Consider the following 22,290-nt stretch of genomic DNA (forward strand, 5'->3'; position numbering starts at 1 on the left):
AAGATTGGTGTAAAAAAGGGAAGCGAAAACGAGTTAGAGGAGACCGAAGAAAGGGAAGAGTCAATGTCATGGGGTGTATGCGTCATTCAGATAAGAAGAGATTTGTCGAATTTCTAGATAAAAGCAATTCAGACAACTTTACAAGGTTTTAAAAAGCTTCTACGAAGAGGCAATTAATGAATGGATAGAAGCGGGGAATAAAAGAGAAGAGTTTACCGAAAAGGGAGCCAAAATTGTTGTTATTTTAGTCAACGTCAGCTTTCACAAAAAAGAAGAGTATGTTAATAAAATAGAAACTGAAATGCCCAATATTCATCTTGAATATTTACCCGAGTATAGTCCAGATTATAACTAAATTGAATTAGTCTGCATTCACCAAAAGAATATATTGCTAATCGGCTTTTTGAATCCAGTGAAGAGTTAGAATCTTTGTTGCATCAACTTTTAAATGAAGACAAGCTAGTTATTAACTGGGGGCGCAAACTGAAAAATAAGGGTAATGCTCTTATCACAGTTTAAATGCATGACAGCTTATTGCCTATCAAATTCTCTATACTGCTTCTCGCGATTTGCCGTTTTATAATTCATCATCCAAATTTATTGAGAGTTTAAGCAAATATGCGCCGAATTCGTTTTACTATGAATGGCTAAATCATCCTGAACCCGGAGATTATTGGCAAAAACTCTCACCTAACCTCGACGGTGTGGATTTGCCGATGCTGCATATTGGCGGTTGGTTTGATACCTACCTGCGGGGTAATTTGCGCCTCTATAAAGAAATGGCAAATCGGAGTAACTTTCCCCAACATTTGATTGTGGGACCTTGGGCGCATCTGCCTTGGGGACGGAAAGTCGGGGCAAGAGATTTTGGCGCAGAGGCGGTAAGTCCTGTGGATAGGTTACAAGTTCGTTGGTTTGACCAGTTTCTCAAGGAAATTGATAGCGGATTGTTGGACAAACCGCCTGTCTATTTATTTGAAATGGGCAGTAATCAATGGCGTTATTTTGATACGTGGTTATCAGATAATCAAAAATCCTATTGTCTTTTCAGCACGGGTTTAGCCAGTGTGCGAGACGATTCCGGGACTCTTATTCCCCAATCGGAATCGTCTGACCAATTGCCCCTCCTGTCTTCTGCAACTGATGTATTCGTTCATGATCCCTGGCGTCCAGTTCCGGCGTTGGGAGGTCATGCGACAATCCCGGCTGGGTCGTTTAATCGTTCTACTCTTGATAGCCGCACTGATATTTTAACCTATACTTCAGCCCCGTTTGCTGAAGATTTAAGTCTAATGGGGGATGTCGCGGTTGAGATTTTTTGCTACGCCGATAAATCGAGTTTTGACCTCTGTGCCGTCTTATCTGAAGTGCTTCCGAATGGAATCGTTTATAATTTCACTCAGGGGTATGCAACTGTAAGTCTGGGTCAAGAAATAACACCCGTTAGGATTGAACTACAGCCGACTTGTATGAAAATTACCAAAGGGAATGGATTACGTCTGAGTCTAAGCGCCGCTTGTTTCCCAGCCTATCCGGTGAATCCAGGAACAGGCGTATCGTCTGCGGCAATGTCCTTGATGGAAGCTCAAATTATTACACTTACGGTGAATTGTGGTGGAAACTTGACATCAAAGGTTTTGTTACCAATAACTTAAGTTTATCTTATGATATTTGGCTTGATTGATTGGACAAGGAAAGAACGAAAATCAGCCATCAGAAAGAATTATACGCTCTAGACTCTCAACTCTTAAACCTATCTTAAGCTGTTGCCTGTTCCGGCTTTTAAGCGTTAAAGAGTATAAATACTCAGCACCGAGCTGTATTATACCTTATACAATTAAAACTGGAATAAATAATCCAGATAAAAGGAGGCTTAAATCGGTTGCTGATGAGGATAAAAAACTAGGTACAATGAGAGAAGGGATTGAGTTCCTTTACCTGTTTGGTTTAACTCTACTATCTATCTAGCGAGAACTTTTACAAAGCTAAGATCCTGACATAAAGCCTGCACTCCTGCCGTTTTTGCGTTAACCCAGATAAATTTCAGAACGAGTCTGAATATCAAATCAGTAGCCCAAGGGCGAAGGACTGCACCTATAACCGACAATTAGCATCAAAGCTTATCGTGGCAAATCAAGCGCCGACGACGAACAGCGCCTAGCTCAATGGCTAGCGCTCAAGGTCTAACACGGATGTGATACAAGAAAACTAGAACTAAAGGATCATCGAGAACAACCGAGGCTCAAACACCTTTGCCTAGACTATCCTCAACTTGCTGAGAACTATAGTCAATTGCTGATGATGAAAACACCTCCTTCAGCAGGGTGTAAATTGACCCACCCTTCCCCCAAGCTAAACCCAGTCAAGAGTTTTGACGTTTGACCAATGATGAACAAACCACCCTTTCTAGAAATGACCCCCCAAGATAATCACCAGCAACCGTTGGCACAGCCTCATAAGTCTTGGCGTCCCCGTCATTTTCTAGTCTGGATGGTAGTGGGTCTAACCACCGTGACGATTGGCGCTGTCGCCACAGTCAGCTATTTTGGAGTGCGCCAGCTAATCCTAGAAAACATCAAACAAAACGCGCTCAATTCAGTGCAAGCCGAAGCCAGTGAAATCGATCGCTGGCTAGCCACACGCAAGGCTGAAGTCGAAACCATCGCCAGTACCCCGATCTTGCGATCGATGGACTGGTCGCAGATTAAACCGTACTTGGAACGGGAAGTCCAACGCAGCCGGGATTTTACCTCGTTTTCCCTGGTTATGGCGGATGGGACATTTCAAAGCAGCAATGAAGGTCAGGGGAGTGTCAGCGATCGCCACTATTTCCAACAAGCGATGGAGGGAAAAGTCTACGTTTCTGATCCCTTGATTAGTCGAGCAACGGACTTACCGATTATTGCCATTGCCGCGCCGATTCTAGCACTTCCCCCCCAACCGCCTCGACCCATTGGTACAACGGTTGGTGCGATCGCGATGGAGCGCGTGGAAGAAGTTGTCGAAAACATATCCCATGGCAAGGACAGCTACGCCTTTGCCCTCAACTCTAGAGGCGTGCCGATTGTTTATCCAGAGGAAAAACCCTTAGGAACGGAAAGACAACCTGATTCAAGTTTACTGGAGTCAACTGAACCGAATCTAGCCGCGATCGCTAGCCAGATGGTGAACAAAGAACAGGGAATCCAACAGGCAAATCTGTTCGGGGAATCCGTTTACGTGGCGTATGTCCACCTAGAAGAGGCAAACTGGTCGATTGCCTTAGTCATGAACGATAAGAAAATAGAAAGTCCGATCTGGTCACTCAACTTGCTGGCTATCGTTCTGGTTGCCCTCTTGTTCGTTGCCATATTTTTCATCAGGCGACAGGTGAAACTCTTTGAGATGACACGGGCTAAAGCCGCCAAAGAAGCACTGCTCAACCGCTTGACCAATCGTATTCATTCCTCACTTGACCTGGATCGCACCTTACCCGCTACCTTAGAAGAACTGACATCGCTGCTGGGGTTAGAACGAGTCATTTTCGGGTGGTTGCTCAACAATCAGACGTTAAGAATTGCCTATATGTACACGGAGGAGGGTTTATCGAGCGAATGTAGACAGTTAAAGATAGCGACGTCCGGTAACTTAGAGACTCAGTTACGCAAGGGTGAAACCGTTGATTTCAAAGTATCCATGATCAATGGTCAATCTGATAATGCTGGTTTAGAAAACACCCCAGATAACCCTTTCTCGTCCCATCCTGCTACCTCTTCAGAGGAAACCTATATCCTGGAAAATGGTCACTATTCAGCGATTCCCATCCGTCCTCAAACCGGACCCTTGGGCTATTTAATCTGTATCCATGCCACCAGTTGGTCGTGGAGTCCTAGCGACATCGAACTCTTAGAAGCAATTTCTAAACAAATTGCCAGTGCTTGCACCCAATCCCATCTCTACGCTCAAACCCAAGAGCAAATCCAACTCCTCGACAATACCTTAAACTCATTAGAGCGAGAGCGCCGACAACTGCAACAAGTCATTGCCAGTGCGCCGATGGCAATGGCAATGTTTGATAACGAAATGCGCTATATGGCTCATTCCCGAAAGTGGCTGATGGTGCAAGGGCTGGAGGAAGAATCCATCATTGGTCGCTGCCATTACAACGTCATCCCAGACATACCGGAACACTGGAAACAGATTCATCAACGGGCACTCACCGGGCAAGTGATCACCAACCCAGAAGATATTTGGGAACGTAGTGATGGTTCTATCGTTTACATGCGCTGGGCAATTAACCCCTGGTATACTCCGAATGGTCAAGTGGGTGGAATTGTCATTGCCACCGACCAGATTAACGAATTAGTCGAAGCCAGAGAAGCGGCACTGGAAGCGGTACGGTTTAAGTCCAAGTTTCTGGCTAACATGAGTCATGAAATTCGCACCCCGATGAATGGCGTCTTGGGCATGGTAGGACTCCTATTACAGACTCAACTCACGCCCCGACAGCGAGACTATGGTCAAACGATTCGCCGTAGTGCTGACCATTTACTGACAATCATCAACGATATCCTGGATTTCTCCAAACTAGAAGCTGGAGAAATGGAACTCGAAACCCTTGAGTTTGACCTGGATGGCTGCATCGAATCAGTTCTTGATGTGCTAGCCACTCAAGCCGAAGCGAAGAACCTAGAATTGGCAACCTTAGTTGACCGCCAAGTCCCCCGACAACTCAAAGGTGATCCGGCTAGACTGCGACAGGTTCTGTTAAATCTAGCAAATAATGCCCTCAAGTTTACCCCCCAAGGGGAAGTGGTTATCCATGTCACCTTAGAAACCGCCACCTCCAAAAATGCCACGCTCCACTTTGCCGTGTCCGATACAGGAGTGGGCATTTCCCCAGAAGGTCAAGAAAAACTCTTCCAATCCTTTTCCCAAGTTGATAACTCCACCACTCGTCAATATGGCGGCACAGGCTTAGGGTTAGCTATCTGCAAACAGTTGGTCGATTTGATGGGCGGCGAAATCGGCGTGGAAAGTCAGGTGGGTAAAGGTTCCACGTTCTGGTTTACGGCAAAATTTGACACCCAAACGAACGCTGAATCCCCCACCACTCCCTTTGCCCTCACCCATCTAAAACTGTTGGTTGTTTCCGAAAGTCGCACCACCCGCCAATCGGTGCGTTACTTAGTCAATACCTGGGGAATTGGGATTGATGAAGCCAACTCCGCAGAACTGTCCCTAGATGCCCTGCGCCAAGCTGCTGCGGTTAACCAGCCTTATGATGTGGTGATCTGTGATTGGCAACTGCCCCAAATCGAGGATGGGTCCCTGATTAAAACTATTCGCTCTGATTCAGCGTTGAGCCACACCAAAGCCGTGGTGATGACGCCGATGAATCAACGGGATCAAGTCGAACAATTACTCTCTGTGGGAGCGGCGAGTTATCTGCTCAAGCCGGTGAGAGCCTCACGGCTATTTGATAGTTTAATGGCGGCTGTAGCACCCGAAATGATTAAAGAACAGCAGGAGGAAGAACTAGCACAACATACAACGACTGGAGACTTCACTCATAAACAACCTGCGACTCCTCTGAATATCCTCTTAGCTGAAGATCATCCGATCAATCAACAAGTCATTCTTAATCAGTTACAGATGTTAGGTTATGAAGCCGACTGCGCCCCCAATGGTCAAGTTGTCCTGGAATTAGTCGAGCAAAATTCCTACGATATCATTCTCATGGACTGTCAGATGCCTGTTCTGGATGGCTATGCGACTACAACTAAATTGATTGAGCGTTACGGTAGCACTCATCCGGTTATTATTGCTCTAACCGCTCATGCGTTTCCTGAAGATCGAGAACGATGTGCGGCAGTTGGTATGGATGACTATATTAGCAAACCTGTTGATGAGGAAATGTTGAGCGAACGGTTAGAGTATTGGGCAACCCAGATTAGACATGATGAAGACAAAGGGCAAATGGCAGAAGGAAACGAGAAGGCAGAGGACAAAGGGCAGATGGCAAATGGTAAGGAAGACATTAACTCAACACTCAACACTTCCCCAATTAACTGGGAACACCTCCAGCGTGTCACCCTCGGTAAAAAATCAGCTCAAGAACGACTGTTGCATGCTTTTATCGAACATGCTGAAGCGGATTTAAAAGATATCCAGACTGGAATTGCTGCTGAAGACTATGAACAAATCTATGCCAAAGCCCATCGGTTGAGAGGATCAAGTGCCAATTTAGGGATGGAGGCGATCGCAGAATTAGCCGCCCAAGTCGAAAACCATGGACGTTCCGGTTCTCTAGCCGCGATCCAGGAAAACGTTGGTGAGTTAGAACAACAACTGACTACAGTTTGCGAATACATCCGCAGCATGAATGGTTCATCATGAATTCCATAAGACACACCGAGCGTGTTACCGAGCGTGTTACTGAGCGAAGCGTTCGACTGAGCGCTCACGCCGAAGTCCGAAGTAAGCCGAAGTAAGTCGAGGTGTTCCCTGTTCCCTATTCCCTATTCCCTATTCCCTATTCCCCATTGCCCATTGCCCATTCCCTAACAAATAACCATGGCAAAAATCCTCGCCGTTGATGATGATATAACCGTCCAAATCATTCTCCAAGAGTTGTTAGAGAGTGAAGGTCATGAAGTTCTGCTAGCGGATGATGGAGAAGCGGCACTCCAACAAACCCAAAAACTTAAACCTGACTTAATCATCTGCGATTGGATGATGCCTAAACTCGATGGCTTAGAACTGTGCCGCCGCATCAAGGCAGATCCGCAACTAGCAACCATTTTTCTGATTCTACTAACCATACGTGAACAAGTTGCCGATCGCGTCCAAGGGTTAGATTCGGGGGCGGATGATTTTCTCTCAAAACCCATTGAACCCAGTGAATTGCAAGCCAGGGTGCGTTCGGGATTGCGGCTATGTCAATTAAACAAACAACTCTCACAAGCCCTCCACCATCTCAAGCAAACTCAATCTCAATTAGTTCAGAGTGAAAAAATGTCTAGCTTGGGTCAAATGATCGCTGGGATTGCCCATGAAATTAATAACCCCGTTACCTTCATTCATGGCAACTTATCCCACATTGAGGATTATACCGAAGATTTGTTAGATCTAGTTGAATGCTATCAACAGGAGTATCCAAATCCTAGCCCTCATCTACAAAACAAAATAACCCATGTAAATCTTGACTTTTTGAGTCAAGACTTTCCCAAAGTATTGGTTTCGATGAAAGTTGGCACTGAACGCTTGCGAGAACTGGTGTTATCCTTGCGGAAATTTTCCCGGCTCGATGAAGCTGAACGGAAACCCGTAGATCTTCATGAAGGAATAGAAAGCGCTCTTTTTCTCGTACAACATCGCTTATCCACTTCAGCCGGACAGCCCGGAATTCAAATCCTCAAAGAATACGGCGAACTTCCCCCATTTGAATGCTATCCAGGACAACTGAATCAGGTTTTTCTCCACATTATTAATAATGCTATTGATGCTTTAGAAATAAATAAAGAAAAAGAGACAGAAAACAATTATTTATCTCAAATTATACCAACTATTAAAATTAAAACGACTTTGGGAAACAACTATCAAGTAATTATTTGCATTATCGATAATGGAATTGGCATATCCGACAGTGTAAAACCTCGAATATTTGATCCATTTTTTACCACAAAACCTGTCGGTCAAGGTAGAGGGTTAGGGCTATCAATTGCCCATCAAATTGTGGTGAATCAACATGGCGGTGAGTTGGAGTGCATTTCTCAACCGGATATCGGGACGGAGATGATCATTAAACTTCCTTTTAAAAAATGTTTATTAGATTAAAAGTGTTTATAAAATATAGCAACCGCCAGGGCGGTTAGGACGCTAGAAGCGGTTTAGTTATGCTTAAAGATTCAGGGATTGATCGCTTGCGTGATCCATTGGCGATCGCACTCTTGAGTATAACGCCATCGGTTTTGTGGATCACCGCGCAATTCCAGGTGATCCACCTGTATTGGTTCAAGCAATAGGAGACAGAAATTGGGCAACGGTTGCTCCGGATCAGGTGGTGGTTGGGAAAATGCCGGATCACTTTCTATTCTAGGTTCACCCGGATTCGACCAAGCAAATTGCACACGCGCTGCATCAGAAAGCCCTTGCCAGGTTGTTTGACGCTCATTTTTTAAGGTCAATTCGGGATAATCTTCTCCCACTAGAATAAGCTGACCTCTTAATCGAAATTGTTCGCGAGTCTTGGGAAAATACCAGCAAATTTCTGCCCCAGAATTATGATAAATTTGATTAACTTTCTGACTGCGAGCATCGGTAATAATTTTTAAGTGGTTATCGAAAAAGCCCCGAAAAACAACCGTGCGATTAGCCGGATACCCATCTGGACGAACAGTTGCCAGTTGAAAGTACCGAGCATAAGGTAAGCTGCGGTTGCGATGAAGGGCGCGAGATAGGGGAACTCGCCAGGGAGCAGTTGACATTGTATGAAATGATGAATGATACCAAATCCGCTTTGAAAACCTTTTTTGTCATGGCGATTGAAATCGCAGCTATACAAGCAAAGTCCGCCTGCGCGGACTGGGTTATAGTGGGGGTAGATAACCCAGATTTGGTATGATGAATGATACCATGTCCGGCTGGGCAAGTGGATCTATCATATCCATAGTGATTGGGAAGGGAGCATTAGCCTCCTACTCTCCTACCCTTCTACTGATATTTCACAAAATAATCAATATGCTGAGCGACAATTCCCGGTACGGTTTCCGCTAGGTCATTTCCGGCTTGGTCAATTATCTGTAATTTAGTATTAGGGCTATGGTTGGCATAAGCTTGAGCATGATCAATCACTTCAAGTGAGTCTTGTCTTCCTTGAAGAATCAGCGTAGGGATGTCTAACTTGGGTAGATGTTCGTGTAATAATTCCCCTTGAATTTCTACCCGCCGTCGCCGGAACAACAATTGACAAGCTGTTGGGGATTGCAGCAATTGTTGTCGCTGTTTTAACGCTCTCTCAATATCTTTGTGACGCCCAAACAGCCGTGCTAGAGGTAAGAGCGATCGCAGGATAGTATAGGCAAGGGGAGGACGCCCGACTAACCACCTCCGCCACTGCCAAGTTTTCCAGTCTCCATCGTCTCGAATCCCTTCAGGCGCTAATAACACTAATCCCTGAACCTGTTCCGGGTGATGCAACGCATAACTAGCGGCAATCCAAGCGCCTAAAGAATGACCAACCAGGTAAACTTGGGGAAGGTGTAACGCCTTGATGAAGTTGAACAAACATTCAACCTCAACCTGAATTGAGTAGTGCAGTTTCGGCGTTTGGGAGTCACCAAATCCTAATAAGTCAAGGGCAAAGCAATGATAATCTTGATGGAGGTACTCAATTAGGGGTAGCCACTGACTACTATCGCTCCAAGACCCGTGTAAAAATATAAGAGTGGGTCCTTGTCCCACTTCACGCCAAAAGACTTGCCCCAAAGGTAGCTTAATGCGGGAATTCCGTAAGGTTAAATTCATCCTAGTTGCCGGGTGTTTCCAAACTCAACACTTAAAGTAGCAGGCTCTGTATAGCTCTCAAAACTTAACATTAGGCAACAGTGGTTTTACCATCAAAATAGTCCTGCAACTGTCGCCCATGATCGTGACTCAGGTTGCCCATCGGGATCGCTGAACGTTCAAAGGCTTGAACTGCCGTAATTTCCCACTCATCGTGTATCTGCATCGTTCCCTGAACCTCCGCTTCGACTACAACACAAACCGAATGAACTCTGGGATCGCGATCGGCGGCTGAGTAGATTCCCACCAATCGGCGAATTGCCAGCAACTCTAGTCCCGTTTCTTCTGCCAACTCCCGCCGCACGGTTGTGGGAATGTCTTGACCCCAATCCACCATCCCTCCAGGTAATCCCCATTTTCCGTTATCACGACGCCGAATCAGTACAATTTGTCCATCGGGTAAAACAGGGATAATACTTGTACCGAGGACTGGATGGCGGAAAATAATCCCCAATACCGTTTGGACAAAATACCAAATACGACCCATGGATTCAGATGGTTATGGAACAGGTAAATGACTGACTACAAACTGTTATCATAATCTGATTCTTACCCGTCCAGACATGATGGGCATCATTGAAAATTCCTGCCAAGATACACTAGGATGGGGCAAACTGGGTTGGATAGTGTAACACGGCTAATATAGACAATCCCCAGGTTACCCCCCGATTGCTTAGACACTGGACCTCCGAGGGATAATAACGACTCGGAAACAGAAGGGGATTCAGAATCGAAGCAAGCGGATTCTAATCGTCAGAATTCGGACTCTAGGTGATCCCCTGACACTTTCGCTTGAATAGAATAGTAGAGGCAATTTATGAATTGCCCCTACAGCTAAGATGGCTTGTGCCAACGTTCTTTTCTCTTTACCAACGTGCTTGCGGTCCCGTCCAAACTTGGTTAACCACTTGACCGTACACAATCGGTTCATCGTCAAAGGCGAGGTTGGTTTCACCTTGGAAATCAACGGACAACACGGGCCAACGCTCTTCACCTAGTTCACCGATGCGAAACAGAACCTGATCGGAATGGGTTTGACTCCACCCCAATAACACAGCATGGGTATAGTCAATGGGTTCAGGGGCGACGGTATACGTGCGATTTTTCTGGCGATCCCAAATCACCGCATAATCCGAAGCAAAGGATGTACTGAACAGCCCTTCAAACTGTCTTGCTAAAAGGCGATCGCTAGACGGAGACCAAGACACGGGGAGCAAAATGGCGAAGGTTCCTGGCATATCCGCATCTTCATTACTGACTAAAGGATTATCAGATAAGGGAGATGATGCCGTAAGCGTTTGCAAATCCCCGGTCTGCAAATCTTCTAGGAACATCACGCTGGTAACCCGGCTGCGATAGAATTCAGGTTGCCCTTGCATGGAAATGCGGCTATAGGCAGCATATTGACCGTCTGGAGAAATCAATGATTGGCTACGGTAGTAGCGTAAACCAACGGTATCACTCGCCGCTAGTTCAGCTTGAGTTGTCAACACCCAATTCCAAGGGACGGGATGAGGACTATCGAGAGGATCACTCTGCTCTACAGTCTCAATCATATCGGGAGCAGTTTCTTCAGTCACGTCGGGATTCGCTAGAGAAGAAGACACCGATGGATCTATTCCTAGAGGGACATGGGTGGGTTCAGGCGTATGAGCCTGTTGAGCTTGGGTAGATACGTTAGAAGTCATCAGTAGCCAAGGAGCGAACAGTAACAGGTATGGTTGTGAATAAAACCATCTGAATAAGCGGACTATTATTTTGAACATCGATATAGGTGAGGTTGCTAAACGGTGCGTCTTGTGTGAGGAGCAACGTTTTGGGAACTATGGCAGTGTGCTTTAGTCTATGTATATCAAGCTAAGGAACCCTACAACTCAACCTTTTTACGAAAGTTTTCACTTATGCCTGGAGATTAGGGATTAGAGAAAAGTTTTGAGTTTTGAGTTAACTCCCCCATCTCCCTCATCTCCCTCATCTCCCTCATTTCCCTCATCTCCCCGTCTCCCTTGTCTAGTTAGAGGTGGTGATAAACTTCTGGCAAGTGGCATGATCGAATTAATGGATGTATTGGTGTTATTCTTCTAAGGTCTGAATAAAATTCAGGAAAATCGGTGATTCAATCCGCTAATTCAGCAGACAAAACGACTTCTGCCTCTTCGAGGTCTCAACGCCCTTGGTTTCTCGTTTTTATATTCCGAGTGCTATTATTGGGCGTCAGTGGCGGCGTAGCCCTAATTTTGGGCATTGTCCTTGCCACGTTCTATCCCAGAACCAACCCAGAAAAACCCTTTTTCCTCAAAATGGCAAGCCATTTTGAAGAGCAGATGCCAGTCGTTTCTCCCCATACTACCCCAACATCGATACCAGAACCGACAGGTTCGCCACCTCAACTTACTCCTGTACAGAGACAACAGGTGCAAGCCCAGCTTACCCAACTGCAAGGTCAACTGCGATCATTGAGTGAGGGAGTTGCCACCTTAGAAGCCCAACTGGGCAGTAGTCGCCCCAATGAATCCTTAGAAGCCCGATTGCAAGCGATCGCGCTGCAACTCGAAGGCGTTCAACCTCCCCCTGAAGAGGCAACATCCAATGGGAATAATCCTAATGCTACTGTAATGGCAGCTTCATCAGACTCATTCGGTTCTAGCCAAACCTTGAAGGTGACGTTACCGAGTGATGTTTTATTTGAGGGCAACAACAGCCTACTGCGTCCAGAAGCAGGCTTGATTTTAGACAAAATTATTGCAGATTTACGTAACTATCCGTCAAGTACCATCCGCATCGCCGCTCATACAGATAGACAGGGTGAACCTGAGGACAATCGCGAACTGTCATTTCGTCGTGCCAAAGCTGTGGAGCAATATTTCGCTCGTGCTTTGGGGGATGACTACCGCTGGTTAGTTGTCGGTTATGGTGAAATTCGTCCCCTTGTGGCAAATGATACCGATGCGAATCAGCAACGCAATCGCCGAATTGAAATTGCTGTTGAATAAATTGTCATTCGTCATTTGTCATTCGTCATTCGTCAGTTTTTGCCTGAAAGTTAAAATGAACGTTATTTTCTTCGGTACGCCTCAATTCGCTGTACCTACTTTAGAACGCTTAATCAACCATTCAGAATTTAATGTTCTGGGTGTAGTAACTCAACCCGATAAACGTCGAGGGCGGGGAAATAAACTATCTCCTTCACCCATAAAAACCTTGGCGCTAACTCATCAACTGCACGTCTGGCAACCCAAACGAGTGAAAAAGCATACAGAAACCCTCAGCCAACTCAAACAAGCTGAGGCAGATGTATTTGTTGTTGTTGCTTATGGACAGATTCTGTCTCAAGAAATTCTCGATATGCCCAGACTCGGTTGTGTGAATGTCCATGGTTCAATTTTGCCGAAATACCGGGGAGCCGCCCCAATCCAGTGGTGTTTGTATCATGGCGAGACAGAAACTGGCATCACTACCATGCTTATGGATGCTGGGATGGATACGGGACCCATGTTACTGAAGGCTCACACACCCATTGGGTTATTAGACGATGCCCATCAGTTAGCTGTAAGACTGTCGGATTTGGGGGCGGATTTGTTAATCGAAACGCTGCTGAAGTTAAACCAAGGGGATGTTCAACCCATCGCCCAGGATAATTCCCAAGCGACGTATGCGCCCCTGATTCAAAAGTCAGATTATGCTGTCGATTGGTCACGATCTGCCATAGAAATACACAATCAGATCAGAGGATTTATACCGAATTGTGTCGCCTCATTTCGGGATCAATCCCTTAAAATCCTGGCAACTGCTCCTCTGGGAGAGGCTTACTTTCCCCAGTTACCTACAGATTTAAAGATTCCGGAGCAACAGTGGTTGTCTGTAAAGGAAGCTTCTGGGCATCCCGGAGAAGTGGTGAGTATTATTAAGGGACTTGGACCGATTATTCAAACAGGTGAAGGATTGTTGCTACTGCGCGAAGTTAAGCTAGCGGGTAAACGCGCTCAGTCGGCTTGGGATTTTGTCAATGGTATGAGGGTAGCTGTGGGAGAGGTTTTAGTTTCACAATGAGGTACACAGACAGATCCCCGACTTCTTGGAGAAGTCGGGGATCTTGCTTAGAGGAGTCAGTGGACTAATACCAATCTGGAACGACGTCTTCTGCTCCTTCACCCCCTACACCGATGCCTGTGTAGAATATGTCAGCATTACTGATGGTCATATCCTGCATTGATGCGCCATAGACGTTGGCATCGTAAATCGTGGCTTCTGTAAAATCAACCCGGTTTAAATTCGCTTCTTTCATATCCGCATTGGTGACAAAAGCGCCTGTCAAATTCGCCCCTGCCAAATTTGCCTCGCGTAGATCAGCACCTTCAAGGTTTGCGTGGCTCAGGTTAGCACCTTGCAGATTTGCCTCTCTCAAGTCAGCGCCAATCAGATGGGCTCCTCTGAGATTGGCTCCCGATAGATCGCAGTTTGCACAGGCTCCAGTGGATAATAACTGTTGCACATGAAGTGGATTTTCAGCTTTGACGGAGCTAGCGAACACTAGGGGAGTCAGTAAGGTTATCATTGCTAGAATCTTATGTTTCATAAGTTCCCCCTTTATTTTCAAGTTTTTTCCGTTCTTTACCTCACAATTCTATTATCTCATTAAATGAGCCGAAATGTAAATTATACTAAGGAGCTATACTAAAAAATCAAGGTTTCTTCACAGAAGCAAGTTCCGGTGAAAAATACTCCTTAAGGATGAAAGGGATTCTCTCGATATCCCTTGCTATTCTATCCAGAGACCTGATCATGCCTCTGCCTGGAGGGGGGGAGCTGATTACAAAATTGATACATTTTTCATGAATCAGCCGAGAATTCTGAATGATGAATCCCTCATTTTTCTGCCGTACCCCGTTGCTTGGTCAACTGGTCAATTGTATCGCCAATGACTGCGGTTAAGCTGTTGCGGGTTTGGGCGTGATTGGCTTGCTCAATTTTTAAGGCATTGATGAGGCGATCGCGCTCCATCATCACCTCGATCAGTTTTTGTTGCACCTGTTCTAGGGTTTGCAGTTTTGCCACTTCCTGTTCAATAGCAGAGGTAGCGTCGGGATCTTGAGCTTTGAATTGAGCCTTCTCCTGTTGCAGTTGCTGAACTTCAAGTGTGAGGGCGTCGATCTGTTGTTGGGCGAGTCGGGCTTCAGTGCGGCGTTGCTGGGCTTCAGTATTGTAGAGGCGACGCCAGTTAGCCGCAGATTCATTGGCAGCATCGCGATCGCGAATACTATCGGCAAGTTGCTGTTTCAGTTCCTTGATTTCGGCTAACCATTGTCTGACATCGTTGCTCATCGCAGACTGCTCCTGTAGGGGTTTCTGGACAAATAGGGAGTTGTGTAGATCCCTATACTGACTCCTGTTTATATTTAAGGGTCTAAAAATTTGGCACAGTAAGGGTGAATGATACTGCTAGCCCACCCATTCTTTATGCTACGTCCCCGTCTACTCCGTTTCTTACATTTTTTTCGTTATCTGAATCTGGCAACCCTGAGAATCACCGTCAGTCGTGCCTTAAAACATCGGCTCTTGAGTTTGTCCTCTCAGATGGCATATAACGCCATGTTAGCCCTGTTTCCCGCAATTTTGGTGATTTTCACCGTGATTGAGTTATTCAAACAATTTTTTCCTTGGACGAATCCAGCCGATCAACTTGGTGAATTAGCGCCAGAGCAGGCGATGCAACTGATGCGTAATTTTGCCGAGGGAATTAACCTCACAGACAATCGAGGTTTATTTTCCTTAAGCTTTATTATGGCAATTTGGGTGTCTTCCGGGGCGCTGAATGCGGCGATGAATGCCCTCGACCAAATTAATCAAATTCCTTCAGAAAAAACTCGACCTTTTTGGAAAGCTAAGTTAATTGCTATGGGTTTGACCCTAGGCAGTGTTTTACTCCTATTCATCGCCTCATTTATCTTGTTTATTAGTAACTGGGTGGTCAACTTGGTGGAATATAAAAGTATTGTTGTCATCTTGTTGACCCTCTTACGGCTTTTAAGTTGGCTCATTGCCTTAAGCTTAGTTGCCATCGTCTTTGCGATTATCTACCGCTTTGGCATCAGCCACTGGCGTCAGGGAAGCCCGATTATACCTGGAGCCGTTTTAGCTGCCGTATTATGGGCGATTGTATCTGGCGTGTTTCGGAATTACGTGGCGTCGAATTTCAGCAATTATCACAAAATTTATGGTGCTTTAGGGGCAGTGATTGTTTTACAGCTTTGGTTATATATGACATCTCTGGTAGTTTTATTAGGAGATCAACTTAATCTTACAGTAGGAGAGGCAATGCAAGCGGCTAAAGAGCGCTCAATTGAGAAACCTGAGTTAAAAGCAATATCTGAGATATCCGAATCTAAAATCCAATGACCCATAATTCCAAAACGTCTACTCTCCGGCGTCTGCGCCGATTAAGCCATCTGCTCGACAATGCCATTCCCATTCCGGGAACACCATGGCGTTTCGGTCTAGATCCTGTGTTAGGTTTGTTACCCGGGGCAGGTGATTTTTTAGGAACAGCGTTCTCTGCCTATATCGTACTCGAAGCAGCACGGATAGGTATCCCGCGATCGCTCTTAGGACAAATGGTTATTAATATTCTTTTGGATACAGTCATTGGTTCTGTACCCGTCGTGGGCGATATTGCTGATGCAACCTGGAAAGCAAATGCTAAAAATATTGAACTGCTAGAAACGTATTGGGATAGTCCTCAACCTGAAAAACAGACGGATTGGTTTTTTCTTGTCTTGCTTTTGCTAGGGTTACTTATAGCCGTAACCATTATCGCTACTCTTAGCTTGCTGGTCATCAAAGGATTTTTTGCAGTAATCAACGGGTAAAAAATTAGCAGAGATTTATCACACACAAACCCTTTTGACTCTATTGCTATCAATATCATCATCGGCTACAATAAACGCCAGTCAGTCCTTTTTTTACTTATTAATCATATAGCCGTCGTCATCAAGGTGAGAATAGAGTGAACGGATGCAACGACTATGTAGCCGTCATAAACCTTTAAACAGTGGCATAAAATATACACTCCGGTTCCTCATTACTATAGATATAGTCATAATCAAACGTCAAAAAATCCAGATTACAGCTTATTGAGAATCCTAAATTTAGGATTATTTGATGGGTAAAAGTAGATAAAACTAATTCAATAAGCTTCTTTTCATAAATATTGGGCTGCTTGATATAGTAATCGCGCTTAGCAAAAAATACGTTTTCATTTTTCGGTACAACAATTCCATTAATGCGATGAGAATATTGGATAGGCTTAATATAACTTCGGATAAAACATTCTTGATTTTTCTGAAGCTGATACAATCGCTCATGTTGTAGCCAGCTCATCTGAAACATCATTTTGATTACTTCACAGCCCAAAATATAATTGAAAAGATTATGACGTTCTTCTGGACTGTGAATCAGTCGCAGCACAAACTCCAAATAGAGTTCGGGTTCTTTTTGTAAGGTTTGTGCTGAATGAATACAAAATTGTTCGATATAGCTGTTTAACACCAAAGGATTGAGTTCTTTTTCAATACAGAATTTTCGCAAATACTTGGTGACTAGCTGAAGGCGGATTCGATCTTGCAGAATCTCCTCCACCAAGCTATCAGCTACATAATCATCTAAAAAACCCGTCAACTCGGCTTGTATTTCTGGTGAAGTCGCACACATTAAATAGCAAAGGGACATAATATGCTTTCGCTGATCTGAGGGAAGGGTATTTGCCCATTTTTTTACAGCTAATGTAATCTTCTCTAGGACGCCAATCCCTTGAGTTTCTTCTAGACTGTTCGAGTTCTTGGTTAGCATCGTTGAAACTGTCATAAACAATGGTTTTAAGTGGGTGGACACAATTAAAGTTAACGGTTGAGATTAGGGAACAGGGAACACCTCGACTTCGCTCGGTGTGTCACAGGGAACAGGGAACAGTAAGGGTTTGAGGCTTGTTTACATGACTTAATCTAGTTCAGTTTATTTCCACCAACCTACTTAGCGGTCACGGTCGGGGAAATAATCAATTTAACAGCATCTTTGCGGATCTGCCAACTGATCGCTTATCTGTTCCGTCTCCGCTTTGATTACAATTCTTAAACAATAGCCAAATTCTTTAACAGAGCCATTAGGCTAGATTCAACCCTTTACCACGCCCTTGAATATATCAGTCCCAGTCTCTTAGTGATTTATTAGACAATTACTTAACCCTGTCTGTCAAGTCTTTCTATGGAAAAATTTAGATATCAGAGGAAACGCTTTAACTTTTTTTACAATCCTTAGGATTTTTCAGGCTAGATGACATCAGCAACTGAAAATTAGGGTGTCAACGTCTAAGTCTGATCAGCAAAGAAAAATGCATTCTGGTTCTGAGTTAAAAATAGAGTCATAGTCAAACATAACAAAATCAAGATTATGGCTAATAAAAAAGCCAAGGTTACTGACTTGAGCAGTTGTAAAGGTAGACATTAGTAATTCAGTTAATTGTTTGTCTCTAATATCCGGCTTTTTGATAAAGTAATCCCGCTTAGCAAAGAAAAGAGTTTCGTCTTTAGGGACAACTAGACCATTCAAGCGATGGGTATGTTGAATAGGCTTAATATAATGGTTAATAAAATATTCTTGGTTTTTCTGTAAACGATAAAACCGCTCATGTTGCAGCCAGCTCATTTGGAAAAGCATTTTGATGATTTCACTACCTAAGATGTAATGAAATAGATTATTCCGTTCTTCGGGATCATTAATGAGATGAAGAACAGATTCTAAATACTTGATGTCGCGATCAGGTTTGGTGCGTAAGTCTTGGGCAGAATGAACGTAATACTGTTTAATATAGCCTTTTAAGACAGTATTCGTAAGTTTTTGCTTGATGTGTAGTTTTTTGAAGGAGCGAGTTACCCAATCTTTAGGGGCTTGCTCTTGGAGGAGTTTTAACACTAAGCTGTCTGCCGTATAGTTATCTAAAAATTCTGCTTGTTTCTCTAAGGGAACCGTACAGATTAAATGACACAGTGATAAAACATAGCGTCGCTCTTCCCAGGATAAATCATTAATCCATTTAAGAACTTCTTGAGGGATGAGTTCAAAGATACTTATAGTTTTTAGGTGTTCGGAATCAACGGGAATTGTAGGGTTTAATGTAGTCATAACCTGAAGCTGTCATCATTAGGGAAACAACAAGTCTCTATTCGCGATCGCGTGAGGGATGATTCTCCTCCTAGAGATACTACCGCAACCTAGAAAAATCAACCCCTATTTATCTTCAGTCGCCAGCCTCCTATCCGAGTGCAGCGCTGTCATCGGTTTGCGATTACCTTAAGTGAGATGTAAGGGCGTTATGACTATTCCATCACGGGCTATCTGCTCTCATCTTACCGATCCGCTACTATTGGCAGTACGCATTTTTTATCACCGAAGCATTTGCCGAAACTAGAGACAGGTTTATGTCAGGATTTTTTGACATAAGTAACTGTTCCCTGTTCCTTCCTACTCTCAACCGTTAACTTTGATGAAAGTCCGACTAATTATAGGCATAGCATAATTGATGCCAAAACAGTGAGCTGAATCCTTGCCGATTGGCATATCTTGTGCATTCCCCGCACCTGTCTCACCCCTATTACTCTAGTGGTGGCGTCCCTCTATAATTTGAAAAGCTGTAATCACCCCGTTTGATCGCTCGACGATTAGTATCCCTATGGTTGAAATCCCCGAATCCACTGCCGAACTCGCGGCTGTCCTCGAAGAACCCGTTGATTTGAATTTCCAGCTTCCTGATCCAGAGGATGAGGACATCCAGGAGTACGATTTTCAGCAACTTGTCGATAATGCTTGGCGAGTGTGCGATCGCTTCGACTTACAAACCGAGATCTGGCGCGGGCGGATTCTGCGTGTGGTGCGCGATCGCGAGAAAAAAGGGGGGGATGGACGCGGTACGGGCTTTCTCAACTGGCTGAAAAGTCGCGAAATTAGTAAGAGTCAGGCATATTCTCTGATTGAACTGGCAAATAGTGCCGATACCCTCCTCGCCGAAGGCAAACTCAACCCCGATGCGATCCGCAATTTCAGTAAACGGGCATTTGTGGAAACTGCCAAATCTGCCCCCGAAGTGCAACAACTGGTTAGCGATAAAGCACAACAAGGCGATCGGATCACGCGGCGTGAGGTGAAGCAGCTAGCCGATGAATGGACAGCCATGTCCTCAGAGTTACTCCCTGATGAAGTCAAGGAAAAAGCCTCAGCCGGAACCATGCCCGCCCGTTATCTGGCACCGTTAGTTAAAGAAATGGAGAAGTTGCCAGAAATCCATCTGAAACCGCTACAAGAGGAAGTGGCGGCAAATCCTGATGTGGACACGGTGAAACAAACCACATCAGACGCCCGTTTCTTGGCAAAATATCTCGACGCCGCCGCCCAAGTGCAAGCAATTCAGCACTCGTCGTTGGATATGGAATTGGCACTCCAGGAAGCCCTGCGCCTAGATTGCTTAAATACGGCGGCTGATTTGGTCAAACAGGCATCCGTTTTGGAACAAAGCGTGGGTAAACTTTATACCACCTGGAAACGGCTGAGTAGCCTATCCGACCGATTATACGTCGATACTGGGGCAAGTACCCCTCATCTGCGATCGCTCCTCAACTGTCTGGATCGTCTCACCAATGACGTGATTGAAGTTCCCCTCGATGAAACAGGCGAACAGATTGTGCGTCTGAAGCTGATGGTGGATACTTGAGATATTCCATCTTCGCGATCGCGCCCCTGGGTGATACCATCCAAATCCTTGGGGTGTATTCTTTTTGCGGCTACGTCTAGCTTGGAAGTCATCTCATCGTCAACCGTTATCTTCCTTTCCAATCAAGTTATTAGGACTAATTTTTTTGGTTTTTATGATGACTAACTCTCTTGGAGAAAACTTGATTAAGATTACCTCTACCCATAAGAAAGCCTTAGCGTTTTTCGCCGATTCTATACCACAATTTTAGCGGTGTCAGTCCAGTAGTGGCATGGCACACCTTAATTGATGGTTTACCATTACACCCAGATACTGTAGGGGCGCACAGACGTGCGCCCGATTCAATGGTCACATCTATTCCACAATTTTAGCTGTGTCACGTCGCCATCGTGAGGATAGCGAAGTGTAACGCACCATTGCTCAAGGCAAAAGAGGGTCAATCTGAAAAATGTCATACCCGTTCCCACACCTTTGGGCAAGTTTCCTACCGTAGAACTACACCCCTACTCAATTCAGCTTTACAGCTTACTCAAGCCACTACAGACGAGCAAGCAAAACTCGCTTTTTTAACGGATATTGCTAGCCAGTATGCAGCAGCTAACCAGCCGAAACTCTACAAGCAAGTGTTAAAAATCTACCTATACACGATCCCGAAACAATGGCTATGGCGGCTCAGGCAAATCACCGACTCTATTGGCTGCAACTAGCTCAAAACTATACCGAAGCCAAACAATACGATCGCGCATTAGTAACGCTGCGACTCGTAGACGATCTGGCGACAAGCAAGCGTTTAAGAAATAGGCTGAAATGTGCCAAGAATCTTTAGAGCGTCAGTTTAGAACCACCATCTGTAGGCGCACTATAGATCTATATGTGTCTGTCAACTTCAGCCTGAAATCCTTACTTAATAGAAAATCCCCCTAGCCTCCCTTAAAAAAGGGGGAACAAGAGTCTACTTATTACTGTGAATGAGCGGCATTATGTCATTGAATGTAACTCGTGATACATCTCATAGTAGAGGCGGACTTTGATCACATAGATTATTGTTCACCATCACTCATTTTTCTATAAACAAATCACCGCTGTTCTAGATCAATAGCACTGTAGGTATCCCACTCTTAGAGGAGAATGAGAGTGTAGGAAAAAAACCTAAACCTAGAGTTAGTGAATTAAGGAGATTGTGGCTATGTTAGAACTACTGATTTTGATGGCTTACTTAGTCGGCTGTTTTGCTTTTATCGAAGCGCTATTTGATAAAGAGTTCGATGGTTCCCGTTAACGTCGAACACAGACACGCATTTAAGACGAGTAAAGCTAAAAAAAGGCATTTTCTTGTAAAGTTATACATTAACGCCAACATGAAAACCAACATCAGGCGTTCATACTATTGTTTAAGGGGGATGAACCCAATCAGAATGCACCCTAATCCCCCTGCTATACCCCCGCTAGATTGACGGAACTAGCGGGGGTTTTCTTTGGTATAAGCGATGTTTACTGCTTGTCTTGATCTCCAAATGCTAAGATTCCCTTGAACAGCATCAGTAAACCCCCGGCTAATATCGCGATCGCGAACCCGCCAATGATTAAATCGAATATGTGATTGTCCACGCTGGTTTTCCTACTCTTCCTGCAAATGCTAGCGTAGAATAGTCTTTTTGAGGGAGACAAGGCAGAAGGCAGAGGGCAGATTGCAGAAGGGATAGAAGGAAAAAGTACCCAAGCGATAAAGGGGATTACTTAAGCTGATTTGGGATGAGCCAATCAAGCTAGCTTGTCACCAATAAAGGCTAAACAAAACTCACCCGATAAAATATCACCCGAAACATCACTGCTCCTTTTTTCGAGCCATAAGCTGTTCGGCATTTAAATAGGGTATAATTAAAATAGGAAATCCGAAAAACGAAAAAAATATGCCAGCCAAAAATTATTTGAAACCCGCTCAAAAAGAAAAATTACAAGTTGCTCTAAAAACCGAGAAAAATGCAGAT

Annotated in this window: 18 protein-coding genes and 1 pseudogene; 10 read left to right on the plus strand and 9 right to left on the minus strand. The window is 44.7% G+C overall.

Annotated elements, in window-relative coordinates; genetic code table 11:
- The 4 genes and pseudogenes from RIG66_RS11835 to RIG66_RS11850 form a co-directional block, all read left to right on the plus strand.
- Positions 1 to 519 (plus strand): annotated as a pseudogene (locus tag RIG66_RS11835) (IS630 family transposase); the annotation flags it as partial.
- Positions 520 to 569: 50 nt separating this feature from the next.
- Complete coding sequence (locus tag RIG66_RS11840) at positions 570 to 1,655, plus strand: CocE/NonD family hydrolase (RefSeq protein ID WP_446378232.1); 1,086 nt, start codon at positions 570 to 572, stop codon at positions 1,653 to 1,655.
- A gap of 730 nt (positions 1,656 to 2,385) precedes the next feature.
- Positions 2,386 to 6,378 carry a response regulator gene (locus RIG66_RS11845; protein ID WP_446378234.1) on the plus strand — a complete coding sequence of 1,331 codons (3,993 nt, stop codon included), beginning with the start codon at positions 2,386 to 2,388 and terminating at the stop codon, positions 6,376 to 6,378.
- 177 nt (positions 6,379 to 6,555) lie between these two features.
- Positions 6,556 to 7,818 carry a sensor histidine kinase gene (locus RIG66_RS11850; protein WP_446378236.1) on the plus strand — a complete coding sequence of 421 codons (1,263 nt, stop codon included), beginning with the start codon at positions 6,556 to 6,558 and terminating at the stop codon, positions 7,816 to 7,818.
- Between the two features lie 71 nt (positions 7,819 to 7,889).
- Here the strand turns inward: RIG66_RS11850 and RIG66_RS11855 are convergent, their stop codons facing one another.
- From RIG66_RS11855 to RIG66_RS11875, 5 genes are all read right to left on the minus strand, one after another.
- Positions 7,890 to 8,468 (minus strand): Npun_F5749 family FMN-dependent PPOX-type flavoprotein, encoded by a 579-nt coding sequence (locus RIG66_RS11855; protein WP_446378238.1) that lies wholly within the window; start codon positions 8,466 to 8,468, stop codon positions 7,890 to 7,892.
- 226 nt (positions 8,469 to 8,694) lie between these two features.
- Positions 8,695 to 9,507 (minus strand): alpha/beta fold hydrolase, encoded by an 813-nt coding sequence (locus RIG66_RS11860; RefSeq protein ID WP_446378240.1) that lies wholly within the window; start codon positions 9,505 to 9,507, stop codon positions 8,695 to 8,697.
- Positions 9,508 to 9,577: 70 nt separating this feature from the next.
- A complete protein-coding gene (locus RIG66_RS11865) occupies positions 9,578 to 10,033 on the minus strand; it encodes an NUDIX hydrolase (RefSeq protein ID WP_446378242.1) in 456 nt (151 codons plus the stop codon).
- 379 nt (positions 10,034 to 10,412) lie between these two features.
- Positions 10,413 to 11,234: a hypothetical protein gene (locus RIG66_RS11870; protein WP_446378244.1), complete on the minus strand. Its 822-nt coding sequence runs from the start codon at positions 11,232 to 11,234 to the stop codon at positions 10,413 to 10,415.
- Between the two features lie 231 nt (positions 11,235 to 11,465).
- Positions 11,466 to 11,594, minus strand: coding sequence for a hypothetical protein (locus RIG66_RS11875; RefSeq protein ID WP_446378246.1), 129 nt, complete (start codon positions 11,592 to 11,594; stop codon positions 11,466 to 11,468).
- A gap of 63 nt (positions 11,595 to 11,657) precedes the next feature.
- Here RIG66_RS11875 and RIG66_RS11880 point away from each other — a divergent pair, with 63 nt between their 5' ends.
- Both RIG66_RS11880 and fmt read left to right on the plus strand, forming a co-directional pair.
- Positions 11,658 to 12,539 carry an OmpA family protein gene (locus RIG66_RS11880; RefSeq protein WP_446378248.1) on the plus strand — a complete coding sequence of 294 codons (882 nt, stop codon included), beginning with the start codon at positions 11,658 to 11,660 and terminating at the stop codon, positions 12,537 to 12,539.
- A gap of 55 nt (positions 12,540 to 12,594) precedes the next feature.
- On the plus strand, positions 12,595 to 13,596 hold the full coding sequence (gene fmt / locus RIG66_RS11885; RefSeq protein ID WP_446378250.1) for a methionyl-tRNA formyltransferase: 1,002 nt from the start codon (positions 12,595 to 12,597) through the stop codon (positions 13,594 to 13,596).
- 64 nt (positions 13,597 to 13,660) lie between these two features.
- Here fmt and RIG66_RS11890 read toward each other — a convergent pair whose 3' ends face one another.
- Positions 13,661 to 14,122, minus strand: coding sequence for a pentapeptide repeat-containing protein (locus RIG66_RS11890; protein ID WP_446351619.1), 462 nt, complete (start codon positions 14,120 to 14,122; stop codon positions 13,661 to 13,663).
- A 290-nt stretch (positions 14,123 to 14,412) separates the two neighbouring features.
- Positions 14,413 to 14,868, minus strand: a complete 456-nt coding sequence (locus RIG66_RS11895; protein ID WP_446378252.1) for a hypothetical protein — start codon at positions 14,866 to 14,868, stop codon at positions 14,413 to 14,415.
- A 135-nt stretch (positions 14,869 to 15,003) separates the two neighbouring features.
- Between RIG66_RS11895 and RIG66_RS11900 the strand changes: the two genes are divergently transcribed.
- On the plus strand, positions 15,004 to 15,942 hold the full coding sequence (locus RIG66_RS11900; RefSeq protein ID WP_446378254.1) for a YihY/virulence factor BrkB family protein: 939 nt from the start codon (positions 15,004 to 15,006) through the stop codon (positions 15,940 to 15,942).
- Positions 15,939 to 16,412 (plus strand): DUF4112 domain-containing protein, encoded by a 474-nt coding sequence (locus RIG66_RS11905; RefSeq protein WP_446378256.1) that lies wholly within the window; start codon positions 15,939 to 15,941, stop codon positions 16,410 to 16,412. Before RIG66_RS11900 ends, RIG66_RS11905 begins: the two co-directional genes overlap by 4 nt.
- Before the next feature lie 175 nt (positions 16,413 to 16,587).
- On the opposite strand, the gene RIG66_RS11910 is transcribed toward RIG66_RS11905, so the two are convergent.
- Positions 16,588 to 17,406, minus strand: coding sequence for a cobyrinic acid a,c-diamide synthase (locus tag RIG66_RS11910; RefSeq protein WP_446378258.1), 819 nt, complete (start codon positions 17,404 to 17,406; stop codon positions 16,588 to 16,590).
- A gap of 510 nt (positions 17,407 to 17,916) precedes the next feature.
- Positions 17,917 to 18,720, minus strand: coding sequence for a hypothetical protein (locus tag RIG66_RS11915; RefSeq protein WP_446378260.1), 804 nt, complete (start codon positions 18,718 to 18,720; stop codon positions 17,917 to 17,919).
- Positions 18,721 to 19,267: 547 nt separating this feature from the next.
- On the opposite strand from RIG66_RS11915, the gene RIG66_RS11920 reads away from it, so the two are divergent.
- Positions 19,268 to 20,302 carry a hypothetical protein gene (locus tag RIG66_RS11920; protein ID WP_446378262.1) on the plus strand — a complete coding sequence of 345 codons (1,035 nt, stop codon included), beginning with the start codon at positions 19,268 to 19,270 and terminating at the stop codon, positions 20,300 to 20,302.
- Between the two features lie 416 nt (positions 20,303 to 20,718).
- The gene (locus RIG66_RS11925) at positions 20,719 to 21,009 is read left to right on the plus strand and encodes a hypothetical protein (RefSeq protein ID WP_446378264.1); all 291 of its coding nucleotides are present in this window, start codon (positions 20,719 to 20,721) and stop codon (positions 21,007 to 21,009) included.
- Positions 21,010 to 22,290: the final 1,281 nt, after the last annotated feature.

The organism is Coleofasciculus sp. E2-BRE-01 (assembly GCF_040221695.1).
Lineage (GTDB): Bacteria > Cyanobacteriota > Cyanobacteriia > Cyanobacteriales > Coleofasciculaceae > Coleofasciculus.